We start from the raw sequence: 18,616 nt of genomic DNA on the forward strand, positions 1-18,616 counted from the left end.
CGCTCCGAGGGGGCCCGCGGAGCGTTACGCCGAAGCGGCGCCGACCGGTTCGCGCTCGAACGCGGGCACCGCCGGTTCGCACGCCGGGGTGTGCTTGCGGAAGCGCCCGGGCGGCTGCCCGAAGTCCCGCTTGAACGCGGCCGCGAACGCGAACTCCGAGGCGTACCCGACCTGCCGGGCCACCGACGCCAGCGGTGCGTCCGTGTCCGAGAGCAGCCGCGCGGCCAGCGTCAACCGCCAGGAAGTCAAGTAGCCCAACGGAGGCTGGCCCACCAGCTCGGTGAACCGGCGCGAGAACGCCGACCGCGAGAGCCCCGCGACCTCCCCGAGCGAGCTCACCGACCACTGCCGGGACGGTTCGGCGTGGATGGCCTGCAGCGCCGCCCCGATCGACCGGTCTGCGAGGGCCGCCGCCCAGCCGTCGAAGCCGCAGTGCCGCGCGTTGCCTTCCAGCATGGCGCGCAGCAGGTACATCAGGACCGCGTCGAGCAGCGCGGACACGAGGGTGTCGCCGCCGCCGCGTTCGGCGCGCAGTTCACCCTCGAGCATGGCGACCGCGCCCGCGAGTTCGGGCCGTGCGGCGGGGTCGGCGGGGATGCGGGTGAAGTCGGGCAGTGCGGTGAGCAGCGGGTGGGTGCGGCCGGGCGCCATCGCGTACGCGAGGCAGACCATGACGTGCGTCGCCGCCGGATCGTCCGCCGAGCGGAGGATGAGTCCGGCGGGCCCGGCGCCGTCGCATTCGGGCCCGGTCGGAGTGTCGAGCGAGTCGGAAACGATCGTGTGCGAGCTGCCGCGGGGCACCACGAGCACGTCGCCTTCCTCGACTTCGATGACCTCGCCGTCGTCGGTGGTCACGAACGCGTTGCCGCGCACCATGATCTGGACACCGAACCCGTTCGCGTGGCTCCGTCGCTGGTCGGAGAACGGCGCGGTGAGGGAGAACCGGGCGGCGAAGGGCCGGCCGGTCCGCAGCACGGCCAGTACGTCGCTGAGCACATCCATGCCGCAACCTTAGCCAGCGAACCGGCCGCCCAGCGGCTTCGAGGACGATCGCGTATGAACCGAGGACGCTCGCAGATGGGCGGCGACGGCTCCACCCCATACCTTCGAAGACGTCCCCCCGCAACATAACTCAAGGCAGTGGAGTCGAACGATGTCCAAACTAGACACTCAAGGGCGCGTGAAGGCCCAGGCACCCGTCTGGCGCACCCGGCTGCTCGCCCTCGGCGCCACGCTCGCCGCCGCCCTGCTCGCATGGGTCGTCGCGAACCTCGCCGGAGTCGACCTCACCGCGAGCCAGCCCGGCCAGGAGCCGGTGCCGATCGGGATCGTGAACGTCGCCGCCTCCGTCGTCCTCTTCGGCGGCGCCGGCTGGCTGGCCCGCGCGATCCTCGACCGCTTCGCGAAGCGCCGCGCGGTCCTGGTCTGGCGCATCGGCGCCGGCGTGGTCTTCGCACTGGAGGTCTTCCCCGTGGTCTTCGCCGAGGCCACCATCGGCACCAAGATCTTCCTGGCGATCCTGCACGTGCTCGTCGCCGCGATCCTCATCCCCGTCCTCGGGAAGCGACTCCCCGACCCCGAGGCCTGAACGCGAACGCCTCCCGCCGTTCACGGCGGGAGGCGTCGACGATCAAACAGGATTGGGAAGACCCGTATCGGGATTGCGAGCCGTGATGCAGTACTCCAGGCCCGCCGGATCCCGCATCACCTGCCACCAGTGATGACGCCGCACCGCCTCCGCCCCGAGCCCCACATGCCGCTCGGTCTCCGCGTCGAGATCCGTGCACGAGAGGTCGATATGCGCGCTCGCACTCCGGCCCTGCTCGGCCAGGTCCAAGCGCTGCAACAGGAACTGCAGCGGGAGCTCCGGCGGCGGCAGGAGCCGCCGGAACTCCCGAGCATCGGTCGGCCGCTGCGGCCAACCCGTCAGGGACTGCCAGAACACCAGCTCATGGTCGAACGCCTGCGGCGGAATGTCGACACAGAGCTGATCCGTCCGGCTGCGCTGCCCGCCCGGCCAATCCAGCGGCGGCGGGACCGCGCGCTCACCGTGATGCCCCACAAGGCAGAACACGAAACCTCCAGGGGAACGGAGCACGACCAGACCCGGCTCCCGGTAGACCTCCGCGGCCCCGAGCTCGACCGCCCGCTCGGCCTCGCCCTCCACGTCGTCGACGTGCAGGTCGAGGTGGTTGCCGCCCTTGCCCTCCCGGACCCGCTGCGCCCGAAGGAACGCATCGCCCTCGGCAGGAACCAGGGTCGCGAACTCGCCCTCCGGTCCCCGCCGCTGCGAAAGCGTCGAGTCGGTCACCTTGAGCCAGAACGCGACTCCGGACTCAAAGTCCTCAGCGGGCAGGTCCCAGAACGCGGTCGTCCATCGAATCGCCATCCCCGCAGTCTAAGGACAGCCAGAGTGTCTCGCGCCCGATTTCGGCGAACCGAAGTCCCAGTCCCTCAAGGGGAACGCCGAGGCGCATACTTCGACGATGGCTGTTGCGATCCACCACATCGTCATCGACGCCCACGACCTTCCGGGACTCGCCCGCTTCTGGGCCGCGGTCCTGCGCTGGCAGGTCGTCTCCGAACGCGAGCGCGAGGTCATCATCGGCCCGGACAGGGACGCGGCCTGGGGCATCTGCTTCATGCCGGTGACCGAGCCGAAGCAGGTCAAGAACCGACTGCACTTCGACCTCAACGCCGACAGCGCGGAAGACCGGCTGGCCGAGATCGACCGCATCCTCGCCCTCGGCGCGCAGCGGATCGACATCGGCCAGACCGGCGACGAGTCGTGGACCGTGCTCGCCGACCCCGAAGGCAACGAGTTCTGCGTGGTCCGCCCGAAGCACGACCTCATCGGCTGACCAAGCCGTAACCGGCCGCACCGACGCGGGACCCCTCCCGGCGGGCAAGGCTTACCGTCGAAGCTCGGCGCCGGCGGGAATCGAGGTCACATGAGCGACGTGCCTTCACACGAGATCGGGCAGGCTCGCAAATCGAAGTGGCCCATCGGTACGGGCGTCGTGGCGGGCGCCGTCCTGATTTCGGCCGTCCTGGTCGGGCAGCCCTGGGAGCCCCGAACCGGCACCATCGAAAGCGCCCCGGACAACCTCTCCGCAATCGACGGCACCAGCGCTCCCGAAAGCGAAGCGGAGTCGACCGGTCCCGAGTGCGTCGACGGCCCGGCGATGGTCCTCGACGAGGAGACCGACATGTGCTTCATCGTCCCCGACGGCTGGTACGTCTACGACGCCATGCTGCTGGTGAGCACCGACTCGACCGCGGCGATCAGCTCCGACGACGACGCGGGCTGGGTGGCGACAGGCCCAGTGAGTCCCTTCTTGACCTACGGGAGTCTTGAGGAGACGGCCCGATACCTTGTCGCCGAAGCCCTCGGCATCGAGTCGGACTCGGCGACCATGCAGTCGTCGACCGGCGAGACCGACAACGTCCCGAGCGCCACCGCCAGCGACGCCGCCGGAGGAACCTGGATGCGCGCGACCGTCGCCGCGATCGACGGCGATACCTACGTAATGTTCGCGACCAGCCCCGACGACCGGCCGGAGATCATCGAGCAGATCGAGACCGTATACGCCTCTTTGGAGTTCAAGTAGGTCGAGTCACGGTCCGCCGAAATGTCGGACGTCGGTCGTAGCATCAGGCCAGGAATCGAGCGCCCTTTCTGCCGGACGGGCAAGACCGGAGGGCGCCGAGACAGGGAGTGCTGCGATGACGCGATATCTGATCTCATTCGACGAGGGCACGATGATCATCCCGGAGGGGAAGCTGCCGGAGGTGGCAGAGGCTTCTCGTGCCGTGGTCCGGGAGGCCAAGAAGGCCGGCGTGTGGGTGCACGGCGGGGGAGTCATCGGCCAGAGCGCCACCATCGTCGCCACCGACGGAACGGCGACCGCCGGTCCCTACCCCGAGACCAAGGCGGTCATCGGGGGCTTCTCGATCATCGAAGTTCCCTCGCACGAAGAGGCCCTTGAGTGGGCCGCCAAAATCGCCGCCGCCTGCCGTTGCACGCAGGAGGTCCGCGAACTCATGCACGACCCGGAAGCCTGACTATTCCCGGACGAGGATGATCGTCTCCAACGGGGCCTTCCCCTTGGCCCGCTTCTCGAGCAAGGTAACCCCCGCGGCGAGCTGGCGGAAGCTCTCAGCGTCCTCGTGGAAGCCCAGATCCACTGCCTCTGCGGCCAGCATCAGCGATGGGATTCGAATGTTCGCGAAGTTCGCGGTGGCGATGGGCCGAGTCCGAGTCAGCACGGGCTCTGCTTCGCTGATCAGATGCGAAGCCACCGCGGCCTCCCAGTGGCTCGATCGCTGTGTGGAATTGCGCCCGGCGATGACTGCGTACGCCGACCGGAGGGTTCCGGAGAGCAGGTCCAGTCCCACCACCATGTTCTCGCCCTCAACGACTCCCGCGGATTGGACGAACGTCGTCGCGAAGGCCGTAGCCAGGCTCGATTCGAAACCGTTGTGCGCCGGGAGATACTCCTGCTGTTCGATCCCGGTGAGCGCCTTGGCCAAGGCGGTTCCGATACTCGCCACCCGCAAGTTGTAGCGGGTCTCGACGTTGACGACGTCGCGAAGCGCTGCGTCGAAGACGGCGCTGTTGAGGTTGAAACCGAACTGAGGCGAGTGGTCCAGGGTATCGGCGATGCCCCGCGCGAGACTCGAAAGAAGGGCGAAATCGCCGGTGCCGCTATCGGCCATGACGAGGTCTCGGGCCTGCACCTGTACGAGCCCGACTTCGAGTCCACGCGGAAGGTCGAAGCTGCGGGCGGGATCGTCCGCGATTTCGCGGACGAGCTCGAGATTGCGGTCCATGGCCTGTGGGAGATTGAAAGCCGTGCCTGACGACCCCACTTCGTCGATAATCGTGAAGTCGACTGTGGGACCGCCGGCAAGGGCCGTTTCGAGTGCGAGGTCCAGGGTCCGGGCGTCGAGGCGGACGCCGGCGAGTATGAAATCAACGAGCAGCGACGTGTCGCAGAGGTCTGCCTTGACGGCACCGTAGATGTCGTCGGCGGACACTACATACGGATCGCGCACTTTCCGAGTCCGAAGCGTCATGGCTGGGAGAGCCGCTCCATCTGCCGTCCAGATGGTGCGACTGCGCCGGTCGAGCCGACCACCGATAGACCGGTTGCCGCCCACGAACTCAAGCTCTGAACGGGTGGGCAGTCGGAAAGTCGCCGAGTTCTCCTCCACGGCAGCCGCATTGATCCATGAGGCGAAGGACTCCGCATCGCTCTTCCACATCCCGGCAGCCGCCCGGGTCGGATCGGAACCCCACTCGCTGGTGCCGCCCGGAAACGGCGTGCCGGTGTCCTTGCAGAACAGCCAGTAGAGGTCTTCCGTGATCGGATGAGGGCAGACGAGCGACCCGTCCTCAATGGTGACGAGCTTGCTCAGGTGCCCAGCGGCCAGCGCACTCGCGACGAGCCGACGGCGTTCGGGGCTCGTCGTCTCCTCGAACGCCTCCTCCAGCAGCCGGTCCAACCGACCGCGAAGCTCGCGGTCGAGCTGGCCGTGGCTCCACAGGCAGTCGATCGCCAGCGAGAGCGAGGCGCCGGTGTTCCGATCGAGGCAGGCTTCGACGATCGCGCTGGCGTCAGCGTCGGTCACATACAGGAGCGTCGTCTCCCGCCACCAGGGATTGTCGACGGAGCGGATCAGTGTCGCGGCCAGGTTGTTGCCGCGAATGTGGGTGGAGGCCAGGTACTCCCCGATGGTGTGGTGCGCGAAGGAGTAGAGGTTCTTCTCCCGCTCGACGAGCAGACCGCTCGACTCGACGATCGCGGTGAGGAGTCCCTCCGCGGTGATGTCGGTGTCGATCTGCCGGAGCGCCCGGTCGAACACCTCGATCACTTGGGATTTCGGGCAGTCGCGCGTCTCGGCGACCATCAACTCGTATGCCAACGCGGCCAGGATCCGCTGCCGAACCGCGCCCGGCGGTTTGACCTCCAGTTTCTTGGACTCCTGGCGTCGCCACAGCATGACGTCGCAGACCTGGTTGTACAGGTCGGCTCGGCCGACGGGCAGGGACCGCCGCTCGCGGTGCACCAGCACCATCATGGTGAGCAGCAACGGGTTGACCGCGAGTTCCAGCAGCGCCGGGGTCGTCGAGAGCTGACCGATGAGGTCCTCGGCCTCTTCGGTTGCGCGCTGGTCGATCTCCGGCCCGGAAGCCGCGGTGGCGAGGCGCTCGGCCGCTCGGCACCAGCCGTGGACGAATTGACGGATCTGCTCGGTCGTGAACGGCCGCACCTGAAGCACTGTCGCCTGGGGGATGACGGCGGTCCGGTAGCCGTGGGGCCGGGAGGTGATCACGAAGTCGTTCTTCGGGTTCTTGGCGATCTGCTTCTCGATCCACTCGGCCACGGCCGCACGGTCATCGCTGCGGGCCACTTCGTCGAGGCCGTCCAGGAGGATCAGGCAGTTGCCGTTGTTGAGCTGCACCTCCCACCATCGACCGGGTTCTGCGACGGCCAGGGTTCCGGTGTCCGCTCGGATCAGCGCCGCCAACGTCAGGGTCGGATCTGCGGCGAGCTTCTCGGCGTGGTCCCGCAGCGCCACCATGACGGGGACGCGGCGCCTGCGCCGTTTGCCTTGGCTCGCGCCGAGTCGCGCGGTGTGGCGAAGGAGCGTGCTCTTGCCGCTGCCGGGGGCGCCGATGACGGCGCAGACCGCGGGCTGCTCCTTGTCGAGGAAGTCGTGGATCGATTGGCGCTGACTTTGATCGATCCCCGAGGTCGGGAGGAGCCCGTCGGATCGACCGGTGGGTGAACCGGGGGCCAGACCGACGTCGACATAGACCGCGTCCAGTTCGGGTATGTGGCTGGGCGTGTGCGCCAGGTCCCGAGCGTTGATGTGGCCGTCGCGCATCAGGACGTAGCGGCGGTAGTAGCGGGCGTAGCGGGAGACTCGTCGGCCGAGGGCGAGGTCGACGACGTCCATGACCTGTTCGACGCGGCGGCGTACGACCTTCTGGGCGACCGAGGCGACGATCGTGCCCAAGAGGATCACGACTTCGTACAGGACGAGCAGAACGACCGCGACCCACGGGGCCGCGAGGTCTTGTTGGACAAGCAGACCGGCGAGGGGCAGACCCGCCAATCCGAGGAGACCGGCCAGGAATCGGCCTGTGAGGGACATGTGACTCAGATTATCGCGACCGTCGTTCGCCCGCTTGCCGCGGTTGTCCAAGGGGGAACGGCGAAGAGCCGTCATCGCGGGCCGCGACTCGGGTGGTGCGGTGGTGATCGGTCCATACACTGTGCGCGTTCCCTTGTTGATGCCCGGCAGGAAAGTGGACGATCCGATCATGAAGCTCAGAGCAGCTCTGTGCTGCCTCGCCGCCTCGGGACTGCTCCTCAGCGCGTGCAGTGACGACAGCGGCCCCATCGACGAACCGGCGGAGGAGTCCGCGACTGCCGAAGAGGCGGAACAGGAGATCGACGCCGAGGCGTTCGACCCGCCCATGCAGTTCGACACCGCGGCTGGCGTTCCGCTTCCCGAGGAGGCCGCCGCCGGCAACATCAACCTGGCGGGCAACGCCGTCCAGCCGCTCCCGGTGGTCCTCTCCGGAACGAAGGCCTTCATCGCCTCGGCGAACCAGCTCCAGATCGTCGACACCCGCAACGCCGAGGTCCTCCCCGCGATCGCGCCGCAGTCCGGCACCCCGATGGACCCGGCGCTGACCGTGTTCGCGGGTGACAACCCGATCCAGGCCCCGATCGTCGTGAACCTGGACGGCAAGGACCTCGTGGTGGTGCCGTTCCTGACCACCGGCGAGGCCGTGGGCACCGCAGTGGCGCACCAGAACCTCGAAGTGATCGCAGTGGACGCGGCCACCGGCGAGCAGGCGTTCAGCGTGGTGCACGAACTGCCCGTCGTCGAGGACGGCAGCACGTACGAGAACGCCGTGGCCAAGGGCGAGACCGGCGGCGTTGTCGTCGTCGACCTTGACATCTACCAGTCGTACACCGTCGCGGTGGACCTGAACGCACAGGCCGTGGCGTGGGAGAGCGTCTTCGCGACCGAGGCGGTCGCGGGCGACACCGTGGTCGGCATCTTCGGCGAGCGGGACTACAACAGGCACCACGGTGGGCTGGCCATCGCCGATGGCACGGTGAAGTGGAGTGACGAGGACTTCGGCTACGAGAGCCTGCGCCCGGCCGGATCGAAATACGTATACGGCTTCGGTGGTTTCGACTACATCGACGGCGGCCTATACCTGGTCGAGGCCGCGACCGGGGCGATCGTGAGCCTGGAGGCCGAGGAGCGCGACCAAGGGCTTTGCAGGTTCGACGGGCTGACGACCTTGATTTGCAACGACACCTGGGGCTGGCTCGGGGCCGTGAACACCGAGACCGGCGCATTCGTGTGGCAGATCGAGCCCTCCGCCGAGCGCTCGAGCGTCGGGATCACCGCAGTCTGGCACGGCGCCGTCTACGGCAACACCGACAACGGCCCGGTCGTCCTCGACGCCCTCACCGGCGCCGACGCCGAAACCGCCCCTGGCAACGCTCCCTGGGTCGTCAACGAATACGGCGGCATCGCCGAAGACCCGAACGGCCTCGTCTCCGCCTATCCTGCAATCGGTTAGCACCCGTATCCGGGCCCGGCCCAGAGCTTTCGGGTCGACGGGAAGAACAACGGACAGGGCCGCCACCGCGAGGTTCGCGGTGGCGGCCCTTGAAACTCTTGAAGCTTGAGCGCCCTTACTCGGCGGCTGTGAGCAGCGCCTTGAAGTCTGTCGAGCCGAGGTCGAAGATCGGGGAGTCATGACCGAGCTTCGAGTCCCGGACTTGGAATCCGCCAGTTTGAGAGCGGGCTTCGATGCACTGGCTGTCATCCGCGCCGGAGCTGCGGCTGCTCTTGCGCCAGGTCACGCGGCACTCGACACAGCTGCTGTCGTCGCCGCTGCCGCTCCGAGAGCTCTTGCGCCAGTTAGTGAACCCAGTCATCCAGGCGACCTCCGATTCGCGATCCAAACGACCACATGCCTTTGACCCCGCCATGGTACAGCTCGACCTTCTCGGGCTCCTCGATGTGTCGGCTCTGATCCATGGCCTCGACATAGACGAAAGGCGGCGGCGCAACTTTCAGTCCGCCGGGAAGGTAGATCTCAAATGCGTGCTCGACACCCGGGTGCAGTCCGTCCAGCAGTCGGATTTCGCATCCGGCCCGTTGGTCGAGCTCGAGCAGATGTTGCCATGCCTTTGCGCCCCACTCCCACCCGGTCAGTGGGCGCAGCGCGTTGGTGCTGACCAAGTACCTCATGATGGGGGCTGGCCTGCGGTTGAAGATCCTGAGGTGACGACGCTTCTTGCGCCGCCAGTTCTCGGCCAGGCGCGGAGTCTTGTCCGGCTGCAATTCCATGTGGTAAAGCTCGATCTGGAGCGGTCCCGGGATGTACCAGGGATCGAACTTCCAGAACTCTCCGGAGGTCGCTTCGGCGAGTTCGACGATGAAGATGTTGCGTTCATCGAGGTCCGAAACGATTTTCCCTAGATCCATTTGGCTGATGACATGGACCAAGAAGTCGGTCCGCTTCTCGCTGGCCCCACAAACTTCGGCGAACTTCGCTGCCATGGCCAGCTTCGGCCGGGTTTCGCCGGTCATGTAGTTCCCGATGGTGCGGACACTCACGCCGAGCTTGGCTCCGATCTGTCCGTAAGTGAGCCCCGACTCTGAATACAGCGCTTGGAGTTCCGCCGGGACATACCAGTCGGCGAGGTGTGAGAGCGGCATTCAAGCCTCCCGGAGTTCATCGGTGGAAACGCACTGTAATCAGACGGTACCCTCGCGCAACTGTTCGATGCAATGCGGCGTCTGATAAGGAAAGAATTGGGGTGCAAAACTTTCCGGTCGATTCTTTCCAGGTGTTCCTGCAGCGCAGGTAGTGCTACCTCGTCGTTCTTCCCTAAGTCCACGGTCAGTACCTACATTTGGTTCATCGGGGGATTCACCGCCAGCGCAAAAACTGTCGGGAATCCGACTAGCTGAAATGGAGGTAAGGCATTGGTCGCTCAGCAGCAGAACAATGCGGGACAGGGTAAGGGCCTGGAGCGCGGAGAGTTCCGGGACAGCCTGCGGACCTACCGAGTCCGCGTCTCGAGCAGCGAAGCGCCGGACTCGTTCCAGGTGTACACCGGTCCGCGCGAAGACATCGTGCTGATCGTGTCCGGGCTCAACGAGGGCGACCTCAAGGCGACCTGGGGGCCGGGTTGGCGTGGGGCGGAAGAGGACTGGAAGGTCTGGGTGGAGGAGTGCGCGTTCAGCCTGGTCATCGTCGGCAAGCAGGTCGGGGTCCGCGCGGGCGAGCGACCGCGTCCGGGCAGGCCCGCTTCGATGGGGCAGCACATGATCGAACGGAACCCGACCTCGGTGAGGTTCTGTGAAGGGTGAAGCGGCGACCGCAGCGGCCGAGGAACCGAGGGGGAGGTGCGGTCGGCGTTCGGACGGCGCGTTGTCGACGCTCGGCTACCTCGGCGACTTCGTAAGGGGCCCAGTGCTGTTCACGCTCTACCGGCTCGGTCCGGATCAGAGCCGGTACCCGAACGGGCCCTGCGAGTACCTCATCGACTGCGACGACGGCGTGGGTCCGCACGAAGTCTGCCGCTTCACCGTCGACGCCGATGAAGCCGCCGAAGGCAGCGCCCGTGAGGCCGACAGCGGCAAAGCCGGTGACTTCAAAGCCGAAGGCCTCCAAGTGACCTGGCGAGGATCTTGGAACGGTGACCCTTGGTGCCCTTGGCTTCTCACGCGCGCCGCGGCGCTCCTCGCCGAACCGAAGTGATCTTGAACGGGCCTTCCCCAGGGATCAGGACCGGCGGGGCGGGGAACCGCCCCGCCGGTCGCTTTCGCAGAGCCGAACCGAAACGGGCGGCGGCCTTCGATCAGTTCGGCTGAAGGGGCTGGTCAGATTTCCGGACCGATCCACTCTGCAGGAGTCGGGTCGGGATAGAACGAGACGAAGATCAGGTCGTCAACGCTCGGGCGCAGCGGATCGAAGAGCACTGCCGCGAAACCCCTTCCGGGCAAGGCGGATCGTCCGCGGCTGAAGCGGATCACCCACCGGTCGACCCCACGGTCGTCGGTGAACTTCACCGTGACCTCGACGCCGACGACCGAGCGTTGTCCCTGGTCGTTAGTGGTGGTGCGTTGTGCCGCATCGGTGATGGTGCCCATGGTGCGACGGCCTTCTCGGAGCAGGCGGTTGCGGTCGGCGATCTGTCGCCGCAGCCGTCGATAGTGGCGGATCGAGAAGGCGACGACGAGCCCGGCGATGACCAAGGCGAGCGCCGGGAACCAGCGATCGGCGTAGTAGGCGATCCACTCGGCAGCGCCCCAAGGGGTGTCCTCGTGGAACACCGGATCCAGGGTGACTCCGACCTCGAGCGGATCGAGCCAGGTCGGCGCGTCCACCACGACGGCGACCGCGACCGCGCCGGCCGCCAGGGACGCCAGAATCCGAGGCTGCAGCTCGCCGCCGCGGTAGGCGTCGAGCAGGTGGCTCGCCGCCGAGCTTCCGGCGATCAATCCGCCCAAGCCGAGGATCCAGAGGAAGCCGAGCGTGCCGGGGCCCCAGAACATCGGGTATGGCAGGCGGTCGTCGAAGGTGCTGTCGATGGCGAAGTGCCGCAGCATGTCGACGGTCGTCGCGATGCCCAGGCCGAACAGGAACGCGAACGCGACCATGCCCGCGGCGGCGGCGATCGCACCGCGGAGGAACCGCCGGTCTCCCGCGCGCCGTTGCCGTTTCGCCCGCTGCGAGGCGGCGGGGTCAGTCGTGCTCATCATCGGTCTCCTCCAGGTTCGGCCGCACGGGGACCGGTGGCGGTGCGGCTCGCGGCCGGGAATGCGGTTCAGCGCGGGTCTCTCGCTTCGGTGAGCGGGCGACACCGCAAGCGTCGCCCACTGCAAGGCCCTACCGGTCACAGCTTTCGCGGATGGGAGTTCTCAAAGACTCCGAATATGAGAGTTTTCCCAGGTTAAAGGCGTTGAATCGGGGCTACGTTGAAATCATGAACGACATTGCAACCGCGGGGAACGCGGTGCACGGCAGGCGCCGGATCTGGGTGCCGCTCGCCGTGGTCGGGCTGCTGCTCATGATGACCGCCGTCGAGGCGGTCTTCGCGAGGTCGCAACCCGCTGGGGAACAACTGGTCTCGGGAACGGTGATCGAGTTCGGGTCCGACCGGCAGGCGTCGGTCCAGGTCGGGGACGGATGGGTCCTCGACATCGGCGCCAGCGATCTCAACTCGCAACTGGTGCTCGTCCGAGGCGACATGACGGTGGAACTGTCCAGTGAGGCCTTCCCCGGGAACACGTCGCCGGCTGCGATGTGGGCCGGGATGGACCGGCTCCTGAACATTGCGCGGCACTCGGGCGTCGAGGTGTGGCTCGACAGTCCGACCGAGGGCGGCACGTCATCGGGCTCGGGCGAACTCGAAGGGAGCCTTCAGATCGGCAACCGGGCAGGCAAGGCCTTCGTCATCCCGGACGCCGACGGCGCGCAGGCCGTGGAGGCGAAGGTCCTCGCGCCACTCCACGCGGGTGACGAGGACTGGTCCGCCGCTGCGCAACTCATCGATTCGATCGCGTTCGAGGGGGAGTCATGACCGCCATCGCTTATGCCGCAGTGCCGCTGCACCCGACCGTCGTCAGGTTCCGCTCAGTGGCGTTCTGGTGCCTGATCGCCCTGTCCGCCTTGGGGTTGTGGACGCTGCAGAAGGACTTCCTGCCAGTCGCGCTGGCGTTCGAGCCGAGCGCTGTGCTCGATGTGATCGTGCTGGCGGGGAGCCTCGCGGGCGGGATGTGGCTGGCACGCCGCATCCTGCGGCCGGTGCAGGCGCCGGCCTGGTCGGGGACCTGGCTCGCGGTGATGTGGGGCGGACTCGCCGCGTGCGGCATGGCGCTGGTGCTGAACGGCCTGCTCGTCCCGGCCTGGTCGAAGGCGCTGGGCCTTGAGACGGCCGGGGCCTGGTCGGCGGCGCTCAGCGCGCCGATCAACGAGGAACTCGCGAAGGCCTCGGGGGTGGTGCTGCTCGCGGCCGTCTCGACGCGGCTCGTGCGCAGCGCGGCGGACGGCCTCGTCTACGGGGCCCTGATCGGCCTCGGATTCCAGGTGATGGAGAACTTCACATACGGGCTCAACGCGATCGGGATGGCAGGCGGAGTGAATCCACTGGGAACCACCTTCGAGGTGCTGTGGATCCGGATCCTGTTGACCGGCATTGGTTCGCATTGGGCGATGAGCGCGGTCGCGGGGGCCGGGATCGGGTATCTCGTGAGCGCGGAGGGCCGGTCTGCGGCGCGGCGGGGCGGTGTCGCGGTCGGGTGCCTGCTGCTGGCGATGGGCATGCACTGGCTGTTCGACAGCCCGCTCCTCGGCGGCATCGTCGGGACCGTGGCGAAGCCGTTGGTGAACTTCGCGATCGTGATGGTCGTGTTCCTCGTGGTGCGGCACGGCTTCCGGGCCCGCTGGGCGGCGGTCACGACTGAGGAGGTGCAGGCTGGGACCCTCGCTCCCGCTGAGGCGCAGAGCCTTTCGCGTCGGCGCTCACGGCGGCGGTATCTGCGACTGTTCCCGTTCGGCCCGGTGCGGGCTTCGCAGGAGCGCTTGCAGCGCTTGGAGTTGGACCTGCTGGAGGAACGGATGCCGCAAGGCCTCGGGGCGGGCGCGGCCCAGCCTTGGCGGGACGCCGTGATGGCGGCGAGATGGGAGTGACCTGGTGGGGCTCTTGGAACGGCGACCAGTGGTGCCCTTGGCTCCTTGAGCGGGCTCTGGCGCTGATCTCCGCCTCCGAGAGCACCTGAAATCTTGATCCTCCCGGCAGGGCCGGTCGACTCAAGTGGGGGTCGGCCGGCCCGCAAGACTATTCGCAGTCCTCCGCAAGAGGGGTGTTGTCGAACCTCTCGAAGTCGCTGTAGGCGACGATGCTCTTCGACCTCAGGCGCTTCAGCGCCTGTCGGCGAGCCGCAAGGAGCACGTCGATCTCCTTCGTCGACAACGCCCTGAGATCGACGGTCGGCGGCTTCTCAGTGGTTCGGAACCGGAAATCGCCGACGATTGCACCGACTGCAACGATCAGCAGCAGAGCGCACGGGGCGACCAGCAGCCACCGTGGCGCCGCCTCGAAGCTTCGAACGTAGATTGAGCCGATCGACACCACCGCGACGACCGCCATCATCACCGAAATGCCGCACAAGGTGCGGTCCCACTGCCGATACGGTGTCAGCGCCCAAGGGACGAAGAAGCCGGCGACCACGGCGCAACCGAGGCCCGAACCGGCGTACACGATGGGCATCAGCGCTACGCCATCGACGCCGGTGCTCAGGCAGAGCCCCATCAACACCGCCGCAATCAGGCCGATCGTGATGATGCAGTACAGCATCGCGGCCCATACCCGGCCCAGAGTCGAGCGACGGGACCACCGGTTCGCCATGTGCAGTTCGATGTAGGCGTAATCGAGAACGACACGGTTCAACTCGCCGATATCGAACGTACCGAGCCCAGGGTGGATCGTCGCCCACTCCATGGGCTGTATCGCCGCGGCTTTCGGCATCAGATATCTCCACTATCCGTAGCTGTCAGCTGGTGAATCTCTCGGTTTTCAGTTGAAGTCGCGCCATCCGACATGGCGCAGTTCGAGCACCCGGCGCCGTTCGCGCTCGTCGATGCCGTCGAGTTCGGACCAGTAGCCCAGCGGCATTTCGGCGACCCGGATCCGGTCGCCCTCGTCGAGGTCGACCAGCCCGCGGTGGATCAGGATCTCCAGCAGGCGCTTCCGTGCCCGCAGCGCGCGGGCCCGCTTGTCGGAGCTGCGTGGACCTCGGCGCGGTGGCTTCCGGCTCTTCTTGCGCCCCTCGGGCCTCGACATCAGCCCCAGCGCCAGGGACACCGTCCCGAGCACCGCTGCCGCCAGCATCAGCAGCGGCAGCCATGAACCGCCGGCCGACGCGCTCGAAACCGCGAGCACGACGAACGCGGCGACTGAGGCGAGCACGGTGACCAGGTTGAAGACGAGCACCATGAGGCTGCGGCGCCGCGTCTCCCACCACATGCTCAAGAACGTGAGGACGGCGATCACCGCGACCACGAACGCGAACGACGCCAACGAGAACCAGCTCTGGGCGGCGTCCGCACCGTCCCGGGTGCAGCCGATAGCCACCAGCACGAGCCCGACCACCGACGCCCCGAAGAGCGGTATCGACATGAGCCCGATGGCGGCCCAACCGATGACCCCGATGAGTCGCACCACGATCGAGCCGGGAAGCGGCGGAAAGTCGCGGGTGAGCACTGCCGCCTCGGCCTCGCCCCATTGCAGGGGCCGCGAGAACTCCGCGATGCGGGCCCAGCCGTCGACGGCGCTACGCGCCCACTCGACCTCCGCCCGATCGGTCTTCTGCGCCCACTCCGCCAGCGGCTTCGGAATCCCCATGCCTGCTCCTCCTCGTAATCGAACGCGGCGCTCGTCGACGGCCTCGACCTGCGGCGCGTACCGGGCGGCGGCCCGCGCGACCTCCTCGAACGCGGCTGCGCCGAGTCGGACGCTGCGCGAGCTCAGCTTGGCGCCCAAGCGGATCGGGGAGCCGTCGGGGCGGTGGCCGGGGCTGCTTCGCTCCTCGGCGGTGGGCTCGCTGCGATCGTCCTCGTACCAGTCGTCCCGCTTCTCGAGCCCGACCTGAGTGGTCCAGACCGGGATGAATCCGAGCCAGTGGAGGCGCTTGCGCCACAGGACGATCCGCTGGACCTCACTCCACGAGAGGTTCGCGGCCTTCACTCGCTTGCGGGCGTAGAGCCCGTTGACGTCGTCGTACAGTCGGATGCCGCCCGGGCCGAGCGTCGCCGCGGCGGGTTTCGCGAGCAGATTCCAGGCCTTCATTCCGGGCCATACGAGGAACGGAACGAGGAACGCGAGCAGGCCGACCCAGTTGGGAACGGTCACGTTGGTGTGCGTCCGCTGGTCCCTGTACTCGACTGGTTCGCCCCCGGCGCTCACCAGCATCCAGGGGAGGGCGGCGAGGAGCGCGAGTGTGACCAGGAAGAGGACGAGGTCGTGGGGGCGGATCCGCTCGTGGACGGCGGTCTCGCTGCGGGAGTGGGCGTTCATGTCGCAAGTCCGGGGTTCGGGGGCGTGAAGGCGGCCAATTCTCGCACATCGCACCAAAGGCGGATTCGCGACAGGGCGGCCCCTCAAGTCGACGTGGGCCGCCCAATTGCGGATTCGCTTACTGGTGGAAGGCGATCGTGGCCGAGTCGAGGTTCACCGAACCCGGGCACAGGAACGCGCCGCGGACTTTCCTGGCCTTGATCGGACCGCCGGCGTAGTCGCGCGCGGTGCCGTCCTGTTCGAGGGTCACTGTGGACGCCTCGTAGGTGCAGGTGATCCCGAACTTGGTGGCGGCGATACGGACCCGTTCGGCGGTGGCGGTGCCCTTCGCGTCGTCGAAGTCGAAAGCGGCGTCGCTGCCGAACTTGAACGAAGTGGCGCCCTTGCAGTCGAAGTCGACCCGGTCGGCGTCGATCGAGACTCGCGCGGGCGGTGCGGCGTCGACCGATATGCCGGTGGCCACGCAGCGGCTGTCGCCTTCCGTCAGAACGATATCGACCTGGTCACCGGCCTCCGCGGGCATCGTGGCCGGCGAGGCCGAGGAGGCGGTGGCGAAAACGAGGAGGGCCGCGGTGGCGGCGAGGAGCATCGAAGGTCGGCGGTGCTGCACGGGGCCGGGCCTTTCTCGCTCGCGGCGCAAGTCCATGGCCGCGTTCCGGATCGAACGTTCTGGACGCTAGCCCAGCGAGATCCCGTTTGTAGCGGTTTCATCTGTTTCCGAGCGCGGGCGGCGATACTTTCGTATCGCGCCGGGTGAGGCGCGGCCGTCTTTCGTATCGAGCCGCTCCGGATCGCTCATTCCAAGGATGTAGTTCCAAAGTACTGCGTTTGCGCAGGTCAGAAGGTGTGTATACAGTGGGGGCGTTCGCATTCGACGGAAAGGCGGCAACCGCATGTCCACCGACAATGCCCGCATCGGCGACACCGCCACCGTGGCCGACCACCCCGCGGCCGGCCCGGCCTTCTTCATCGGCCTGCCGCTCGTGGGCGCCGCGCTCGGGTGGGGCCTGACGTTCATCGTCGAATGGATCGTGGGGCTCAGGTGGTTCCCGTTCCAAGGCCTGTTCGAGCTGTTCACCGACCTGTCGACGACGCTCCAGCTCGTCGTCGCGATCGCCGTCGGGCTCGCGCTCGGCCTCCTCCTCGCGTTCTTCGCCGTCCACGAGATGCTCAAGATCACCGTCGACCGCGATCGGATCGAACTCAAACGCGGCGACTACGACCGCGAGATCGAACGCGCCGACGTCGCTTCGGTCTTCGTGGCGGACAAACGGGTCGTCGTGCTCGGCCACCGCCGCCAGGAACTCGCGAACGTCGAATTCGACCTCGACCGCGACAAGCTCGCCGCCGCGCTCCGCAAACACGGGTACGGCTGGCTGCCCGACGGCGATCCCTACGCCGCCGAGTTCAAACGCTGGGTACCGGGCGCCGACGGCCTCCCGCAGGGCGCGAACGCGGTCCTCAAAGCCAGGCAGCACGCGCTGGAGAAGTCGAACGGCGACGACTCGCACGAACTGCTCGCCGAACTCGCCGACCTCGCGGTCGTCGTGCACGACAAGGACAAGAAGCAGTACTGGCGCCTCGCCGACCCGGCCTGAGCGAGCAGCTCGCCTGTAACCCGGTCACCGAACCCCGTCATCGTGCGGATGCGGCCGGCTTCCACCGAGCGCAGGATAGGTGCGACCGCACCGACCCAAGGGAGCCCCTATGACCGCGCTGATGCTCTTCGGACTGGCGATCCTGCTCGCCGCCATCGTCCCCGGACCCGACTTCGCGATGGTCGTGCGCAACACCGTGCTCTCCGGCCGCGTCAGCGGCATGTGGACCGCGATCGGGATCGGACTCGGCATCGTCGTCTGGGTCGTCGCCACCTCGATCGGGCTGGCCGCGCTCCTCGCCGCCTCGGCGCTCGCGTTCACCGTCGTCAAACTCGCGGGCGCGGCCTACCTCGTCTACCTCGGCGTGCGCTCCATCCGCACCGCCATCAAGGAGCGGCGCAAGCCCGTGGCCGAGATCGAACTCGACCGGCCGATGAGCCACTGGTCCGCGTTCCGCTCCGGCCTGCTGTGCAACCTGCTCAACCCCAAAGCGATCGTGCTGTTCACCGCGCTCATGCCGCAGTTCCTCGTCGGCGAAGGCTCGCAGGCGGTCCTCATCGGCGAACTCGCCGCAGTGGGGATGGCCGTGTGCGGCCTGTTCTACGTGGCGCTCGCCAACCTGATCGGCCTGTTCCGCTCCGTCCTCGAACGCCCGCGCGTGCGCGCCTGGCTGAACGGCGTCACCGGGGCGGTCATGGTCGCGTTCGGCCTCCGCGTCGCCGCGAACTGACGCCTTGCCGCCGAAGCAGATGCGATGGTCGGAGCGGTTCGCGGGGGAGCCGCGCGCCGGGGCGTTCGGGCGATGAGGTGAGATAACAGCGCGGCGGCCAGCCGGCCGACCCTTCGTACTTGCGGGAGTGCGACGGGACGGCGGACCGGCCGCCG

Annotated in this window: 20 protein-coding genes; 11 read left to right on the forward strand and 9 right to left on the reverse strand. The window is 67.6% G+C overall.

The window, feature by feature from the left end; genetic code table 11:
- Positions 1 to 24 precede the first annotated feature (24 nt).
- The gene (locus ACFO8M_RS01045; RefSeq protein WP_387969307.1) at positions 25 to 1,002 is read right to left on the reverse strand and encodes an AraC family transcriptional regulator; all 978 of its coding nucleotides are present in this window, start codon (positions 1,000 to 1,002) and stop codon (positions 25 to 27) included.
- A 151-nt stretch (positions 1,003 to 1,153) separates the two neighbouring features.
- On the opposite strand from ACFO8M_RS01045, the gene ACFO8M_RS01050 reads away from it, so the two are divergent.
- A complete protein-coding gene (locus ACFO8M_RS01050; RefSeq protein WP_387969310.1) occupies positions 1,154 to 1,588 on the forward strand; it encodes a DUF6069 family protein in 435 nt (144 codons plus the stop codon).
- A gap of 42 nt (positions 1,589 to 1,630) precedes the next feature.
- On the opposite strand, the gene ACFO8M_RS01055 is transcribed toward ACFO8M_RS01050, so the two are convergent.
- The gene (locus ACFO8M_RS01055; protein ID WP_387969313.1) at positions 1,631 to 2,389 is read right to left on the reverse strand and encodes a VOC family protein; all 759 of its coding nucleotides are present in this window, start codon (positions 2,387 to 2,389) and stop codon (positions 1,631 to 1,633) included.
- Between the two features lie 97 nt (positions 2,390 to 2,486).
- On the opposite strand from ACFO8M_RS01055, the gene ACFO8M_RS01060 reads away from it, so the two are divergent.
- From ACFO8M_RS01060 to ACFO8M_RS01070, 3 genes are all read left to right on the forward strand, one after another.
- On the forward strand, positions 2,487 to 2,861 hold the full coding sequence (locus ACFO8M_RS01060; protein ID WP_387969315.1) for a VOC family protein: 375 nt from the start codon (positions 2,487 to 2,489) through the stop codon (positions 2,859 to 2,861).
- Positions 2,862 to 2,951: 90 nt separating this feature from the next.
- Positions 2,952 to 3,611, forward strand: a complete 660-nt coding sequence (locus ACFO8M_RS01065) for a hypothetical protein (protein ID WP_387969317.1) — start codon at positions 2,952 to 2,954, stop codon at positions 3,609 to 3,611.
- A gap of 115 nt (positions 3,612 to 3,726) precedes the next feature.
- Positions 3,727 to 4,065: a YciI family protein gene (locus tag ACFO8M_RS01070; protein ID WP_387969319.1), complete on the forward strand. Its 339-nt coding sequence runs from the start codon at positions 3,727 to 3,729 to the stop codon at positions 4,063 to 4,065.
- Here the strand turns inward: ACFO8M_RS01070 and ACFO8M_RS01075 are convergent, their stop codons facing one another.
- Complete coding sequence (locus ACFO8M_RS01075; RefSeq protein WP_387969321.1) at positions 4,066 to 7,164, reverse strand: NACHT domain-containing protein; 3,099 nt, start codon at positions 7,162 to 7,164, stop codon at positions 4,066 to 4,068.
- Between the two features lie 169 nt (positions 7,165 to 7,333).
- Between ACFO8M_RS01075 and ACFO8M_RS01080 the strand changes: the two genes are divergently transcribed.
- Positions 7,334 to 8,617 (forward strand): hypothetical protein, encoded by a 1,284-nt coding sequence (locus tag ACFO8M_RS01080; protein WP_387969324.1) that lies wholly within the window; start codon positions 7,334 to 7,336, stop codon positions 8,615 to 8,617.
- 115 nt (positions 8,618 to 8,732) lie between these two features.
- On the opposite strand, the gene ACFO8M_RS01085 is transcribed toward ACFO8M_RS01080, so the two are convergent.
- Positions 8,733 to 8,903: a DUF397 domain-containing protein gene (locus ACFO8M_RS01085; RefSeq protein ID WP_387969326.1), complete on the reverse strand. Its 171-nt coding sequence runs from the start codon at positions 8,901 to 8,903 to the stop codon at positions 8,733 to 8,735.
- Positions 8,904 to 8,961: 58 nt separating this feature from the next.
- On the reverse strand, positions 8,962 to 9,765 hold the full coding sequence (locus ACFO8M_RS01090; RefSeq protein ID WP_387969327.1) for a Scr1 family TA system antitoxin-like transcriptional regulator: 804 nt from the start codon (positions 9,763 to 9,765) through the stop codon (positions 8,962 to 8,964).
- Positions 9,766 to 10,035: 270 nt separating this feature from the next.
- Here ACFO8M_RS01090 and ACFO8M_RS01095 point away from each other — a divergent pair, with 270 nt between their 5' ends.
- Positions 10,036 to 10,422, forward strand: a complete 387-nt coding sequence (locus tag ACFO8M_RS01095; RefSeq protein WP_387969330.1) for a hypothetical protein — start codon at positions 10,036 to 10,038, stop codon at positions 10,420 to 10,422.
- A gap of 61 nt (positions 10,423 to 10,483) precedes the next feature.
- Positions 10,484 to 10,813: a hypothetical protein gene (locus tag ACFO8M_RS01100; RefSeq protein ID WP_387969333.1), complete on the forward strand. Its 330-nt coding sequence runs from the start codon at positions 10,484 to 10,486 to the stop codon at positions 10,811 to 10,813.
- Positions 10,814 to 10,935: 122 nt separating this feature from the next.
- On the opposite strand, the gene ACFO8M_RS01105 is transcribed toward ACFO8M_RS01100, so the two are convergent.
- Positions 10,936 to 11,814, reverse strand: coding sequence for a hypothetical protein (locus ACFO8M_RS01105; RefSeq protein WP_387969336.1), 879 nt, complete (start codon positions 11,812 to 11,814; stop codon positions 10,936 to 10,938).
- 227 nt (positions 11,815 to 12,041) lie between these two features.
- Here ACFO8M_RS01105 and ACFO8M_RS01110 point away from each other — a divergent pair, with 227 nt between their 5' ends.
- Together ACFO8M_RS01110 and ACFO8M_RS01115 are read left to right on the forward strand one after the other, a co-directional pair.
- On the forward strand, positions 12,042 to 12,638 hold the full coding sequence (locus tag ACFO8M_RS01110) for a hypothetical protein (RefSeq protein WP_387969339.1): 597 nt from the start codon (positions 12,042 to 12,044) through the stop codon (positions 12,636 to 12,638).
- Positions 12,635 to 13,747, forward strand: coding sequence for a PrsW family intramembrane metalloprotease (locus ACFO8M_RS01115; protein WP_387969342.1), 1,113 nt, complete (start codon positions 12,635 to 12,637; stop codon positions 13,745 to 13,747). The genes ACFO8M_RS01110 and ACFO8M_RS01115 overlap by 4 nt, the downstream gene beginning before the upstream one ends.
- A 148-nt stretch (positions 13,748 to 13,895) precedes the next feature.
- On the opposite strand, the gene ACFO8M_RS01120 is transcribed toward ACFO8M_RS01115, so the two are convergent.
- The 3 genes from ACFO8M_RS01120 to ACFO8M_RS01130 form a co-directional block, all read right to left on the reverse strand.
- Positions 13,896 to 14,585 carry a hypothetical protein gene (locus tag ACFO8M_RS01120; RefSeq protein ID WP_387969344.1) on the reverse strand — a complete coding sequence of 230 codons (690 nt, stop codon included), beginning with the start codon at positions 14,583 to 14,585 and terminating at the stop codon, positions 13,896 to 13,898.
- 48 nt (positions 14,586 to 14,633) lie between these two features.
- Positions 14,634 to 16,133, reverse strand: a complete 1,500-nt coding sequence (locus ACFO8M_RS01125) for a hypothetical protein (RefSeq protein ID WP_387969347.1) — start codon at positions 16,131 to 16,133, stop codon at positions 14,634 to 14,636.
- Between the two features lie 118 nt (positions 16,134 to 16,251).
- Positions 16,252 to 16,743, reverse strand: a complete 492-nt coding sequence (locus tag ACFO8M_RS01130) for a hypothetical protein (RefSeq protein ID WP_387969348.1) — start codon at positions 16,741 to 16,743, stop codon at positions 16,252 to 16,254.
- Positions 16,744 to 17,026: 283 nt separating this feature from the next.
- On the opposite strand from ACFO8M_RS01130, the gene ACFO8M_RS01135 reads away from it, so the two are divergent.
- On the forward strand, positions 17,027 to 17,731 hold the full coding sequence (locus ACFO8M_RS01135; RefSeq protein WP_387969351.1) for a YqeB family protein: 705 nt from the start codon (positions 17,027 to 17,029) through the stop codon (positions 17,729 to 17,731).
- A gap of 109 nt (positions 17,732 to 17,840) precedes the next feature.
- A complete protein-coding gene (locus ACFO8M_RS01140) occupies positions 17,841 to 18,461 on the forward strand; it encodes a LysE family translocator (RefSeq protein WP_387969353.1) in 621 nt (206 codons plus the stop codon).
- The last annotated feature ends 155 nt before the right edge of the window (positions 18,462 to 18,616 follow it).

Origin of the sequence: Glycomyces rhizosphaerae (assembly GCF_042647865.1) — a bacterium.
In the GTDB taxonomy this organism is placed as follows: domain Bacteria; phylum Actinomycetota; class Actinomycetes; order Mycobacteriales; family Micromonosporaceae; genus Glycomyces; species Glycomyces rhizosphaerae.

What these genes read in the sequence shown, in the direction of transcription:
- ACFO8M_RS01110 (WP_387969339.1), top strand. Translation starts at nt 12,042, where the DNA reads ATGAACGACATTGCAACCGCGGGGAACGCGGTGCACGGCAGGCGCCGG.
- ACFO8M_RS01105 (WP_387969336.1), bottom strand. Translation starts at nt 11,814, where the DNA reads ATGAGCACGACTGACCCCGCCGCCTCGCAGCGGGCGAAACGGCAACGG.
- ACFO8M_RS01070 (WP_387969319.1), top strand. Translation starts at nt 3,727, where the DNA reads ATGACGCGATATCTGATCTCATTCGACGAGGGCACGATGATCATCCCG.
- ACFO8M_RS01055 (WP_387969313.1), bottom strand. Translation starts at nt 2,389, where the DNA reads ATGGCGATTCGATGGACGACCGCGTTCTGGGACCTGCCCGCTGAGGAC.
- ACFO8M_RS01050 (WP_387969310.1), top strand. Translation starts at nt 1,154, where the DNA reads ATGTCCAAACTAGACACTCAAGGGCGCGTGAAGGCCCAGGCACCCGTC.
- ACFO8M_RS01075 (WP_387969321.1), bottom strand. Translation starts at nt 7,164, where the DNA reads ATGTCCCTCACAGGCCGATTCCTGGCCGGTCTCCTCGGATTGGCGGGT.
- ACFO8M_RS01120 (WP_387969344.1), bottom strand. Translation starts at nt 14,585, where the DNA reads ATGCCGAAAGCCGCGGCGATACAGCCCATGGAGTGGGCGACGATCCAC.
- ACFO8M_RS01125 (WP_387969347.1), bottom strand. Translation starts at nt 16,133, where the DNA reads ATGAACGCCCACTCCCGCAGCGAGACCGCCGTCCACGAGCGGATCCGC.
- ACFO8M_RS01135 (WP_387969351.1), top strand. Translation starts at nt 17,027, where the DNA reads ATGTCCACCGACAATGCCCGCATCGGCGACACCGCCACCGTGGCCGAC.
- ACFO8M_RS01090 (WP_387969327.1), bottom strand. Translation starts at nt 9,765, where the DNA reads ATGCCGCTCTCACACCTCGCCGACTGGTATGTCCCGGCGGAACTCCAA.
- ACFO8M_RS01080 (WP_387969324.1), top strand. Translation starts at nt 7,334, where the DNA reads ATGAAGCTCAGAGCAGCTCTGTGCTGCCTCGCCGCCTCGGGACTGCTC.
- ACFO8M_RS01045 (WP_387969307.1), bottom strand. Translation starts at nt 1,002, where the DNA reads ATGGATGTGCTCAGCGACGTACTGGCCGTGCTGCGGACCGGCCGGCCC.
- ACFO8M_RS01065 (WP_387969317.1), top strand. Translation starts at nt 2,952, where the DNA reads ATGAGCGACGTGCCTTCACACGAGATCGGGCAGGCTCGCAAATCGAAG.
- ACFO8M_RS01115 (WP_387969342.1), top strand. Translation starts at nt 12,635, where the DNA reads ATGACCGCCATCGCTTATGCCGCAGTGCCGCTGCACCCGACCGTCGTC.
- ACFO8M_RS01060 (WP_387969315.1), top strand. Translation starts at nt 2,487, where the DNA reads ATGGCTGTTGCGATCCACCACATCGTCATCGACGCCCACGACCTTCCG.
- ACFO8M_RS01140 (WP_387969353.1), top strand. Translation starts at nt 17,841, where the DNA reads ATGACCGCGCTGATGCTCTTCGGACTGGCGATCCTGCTCGCCGCCATC.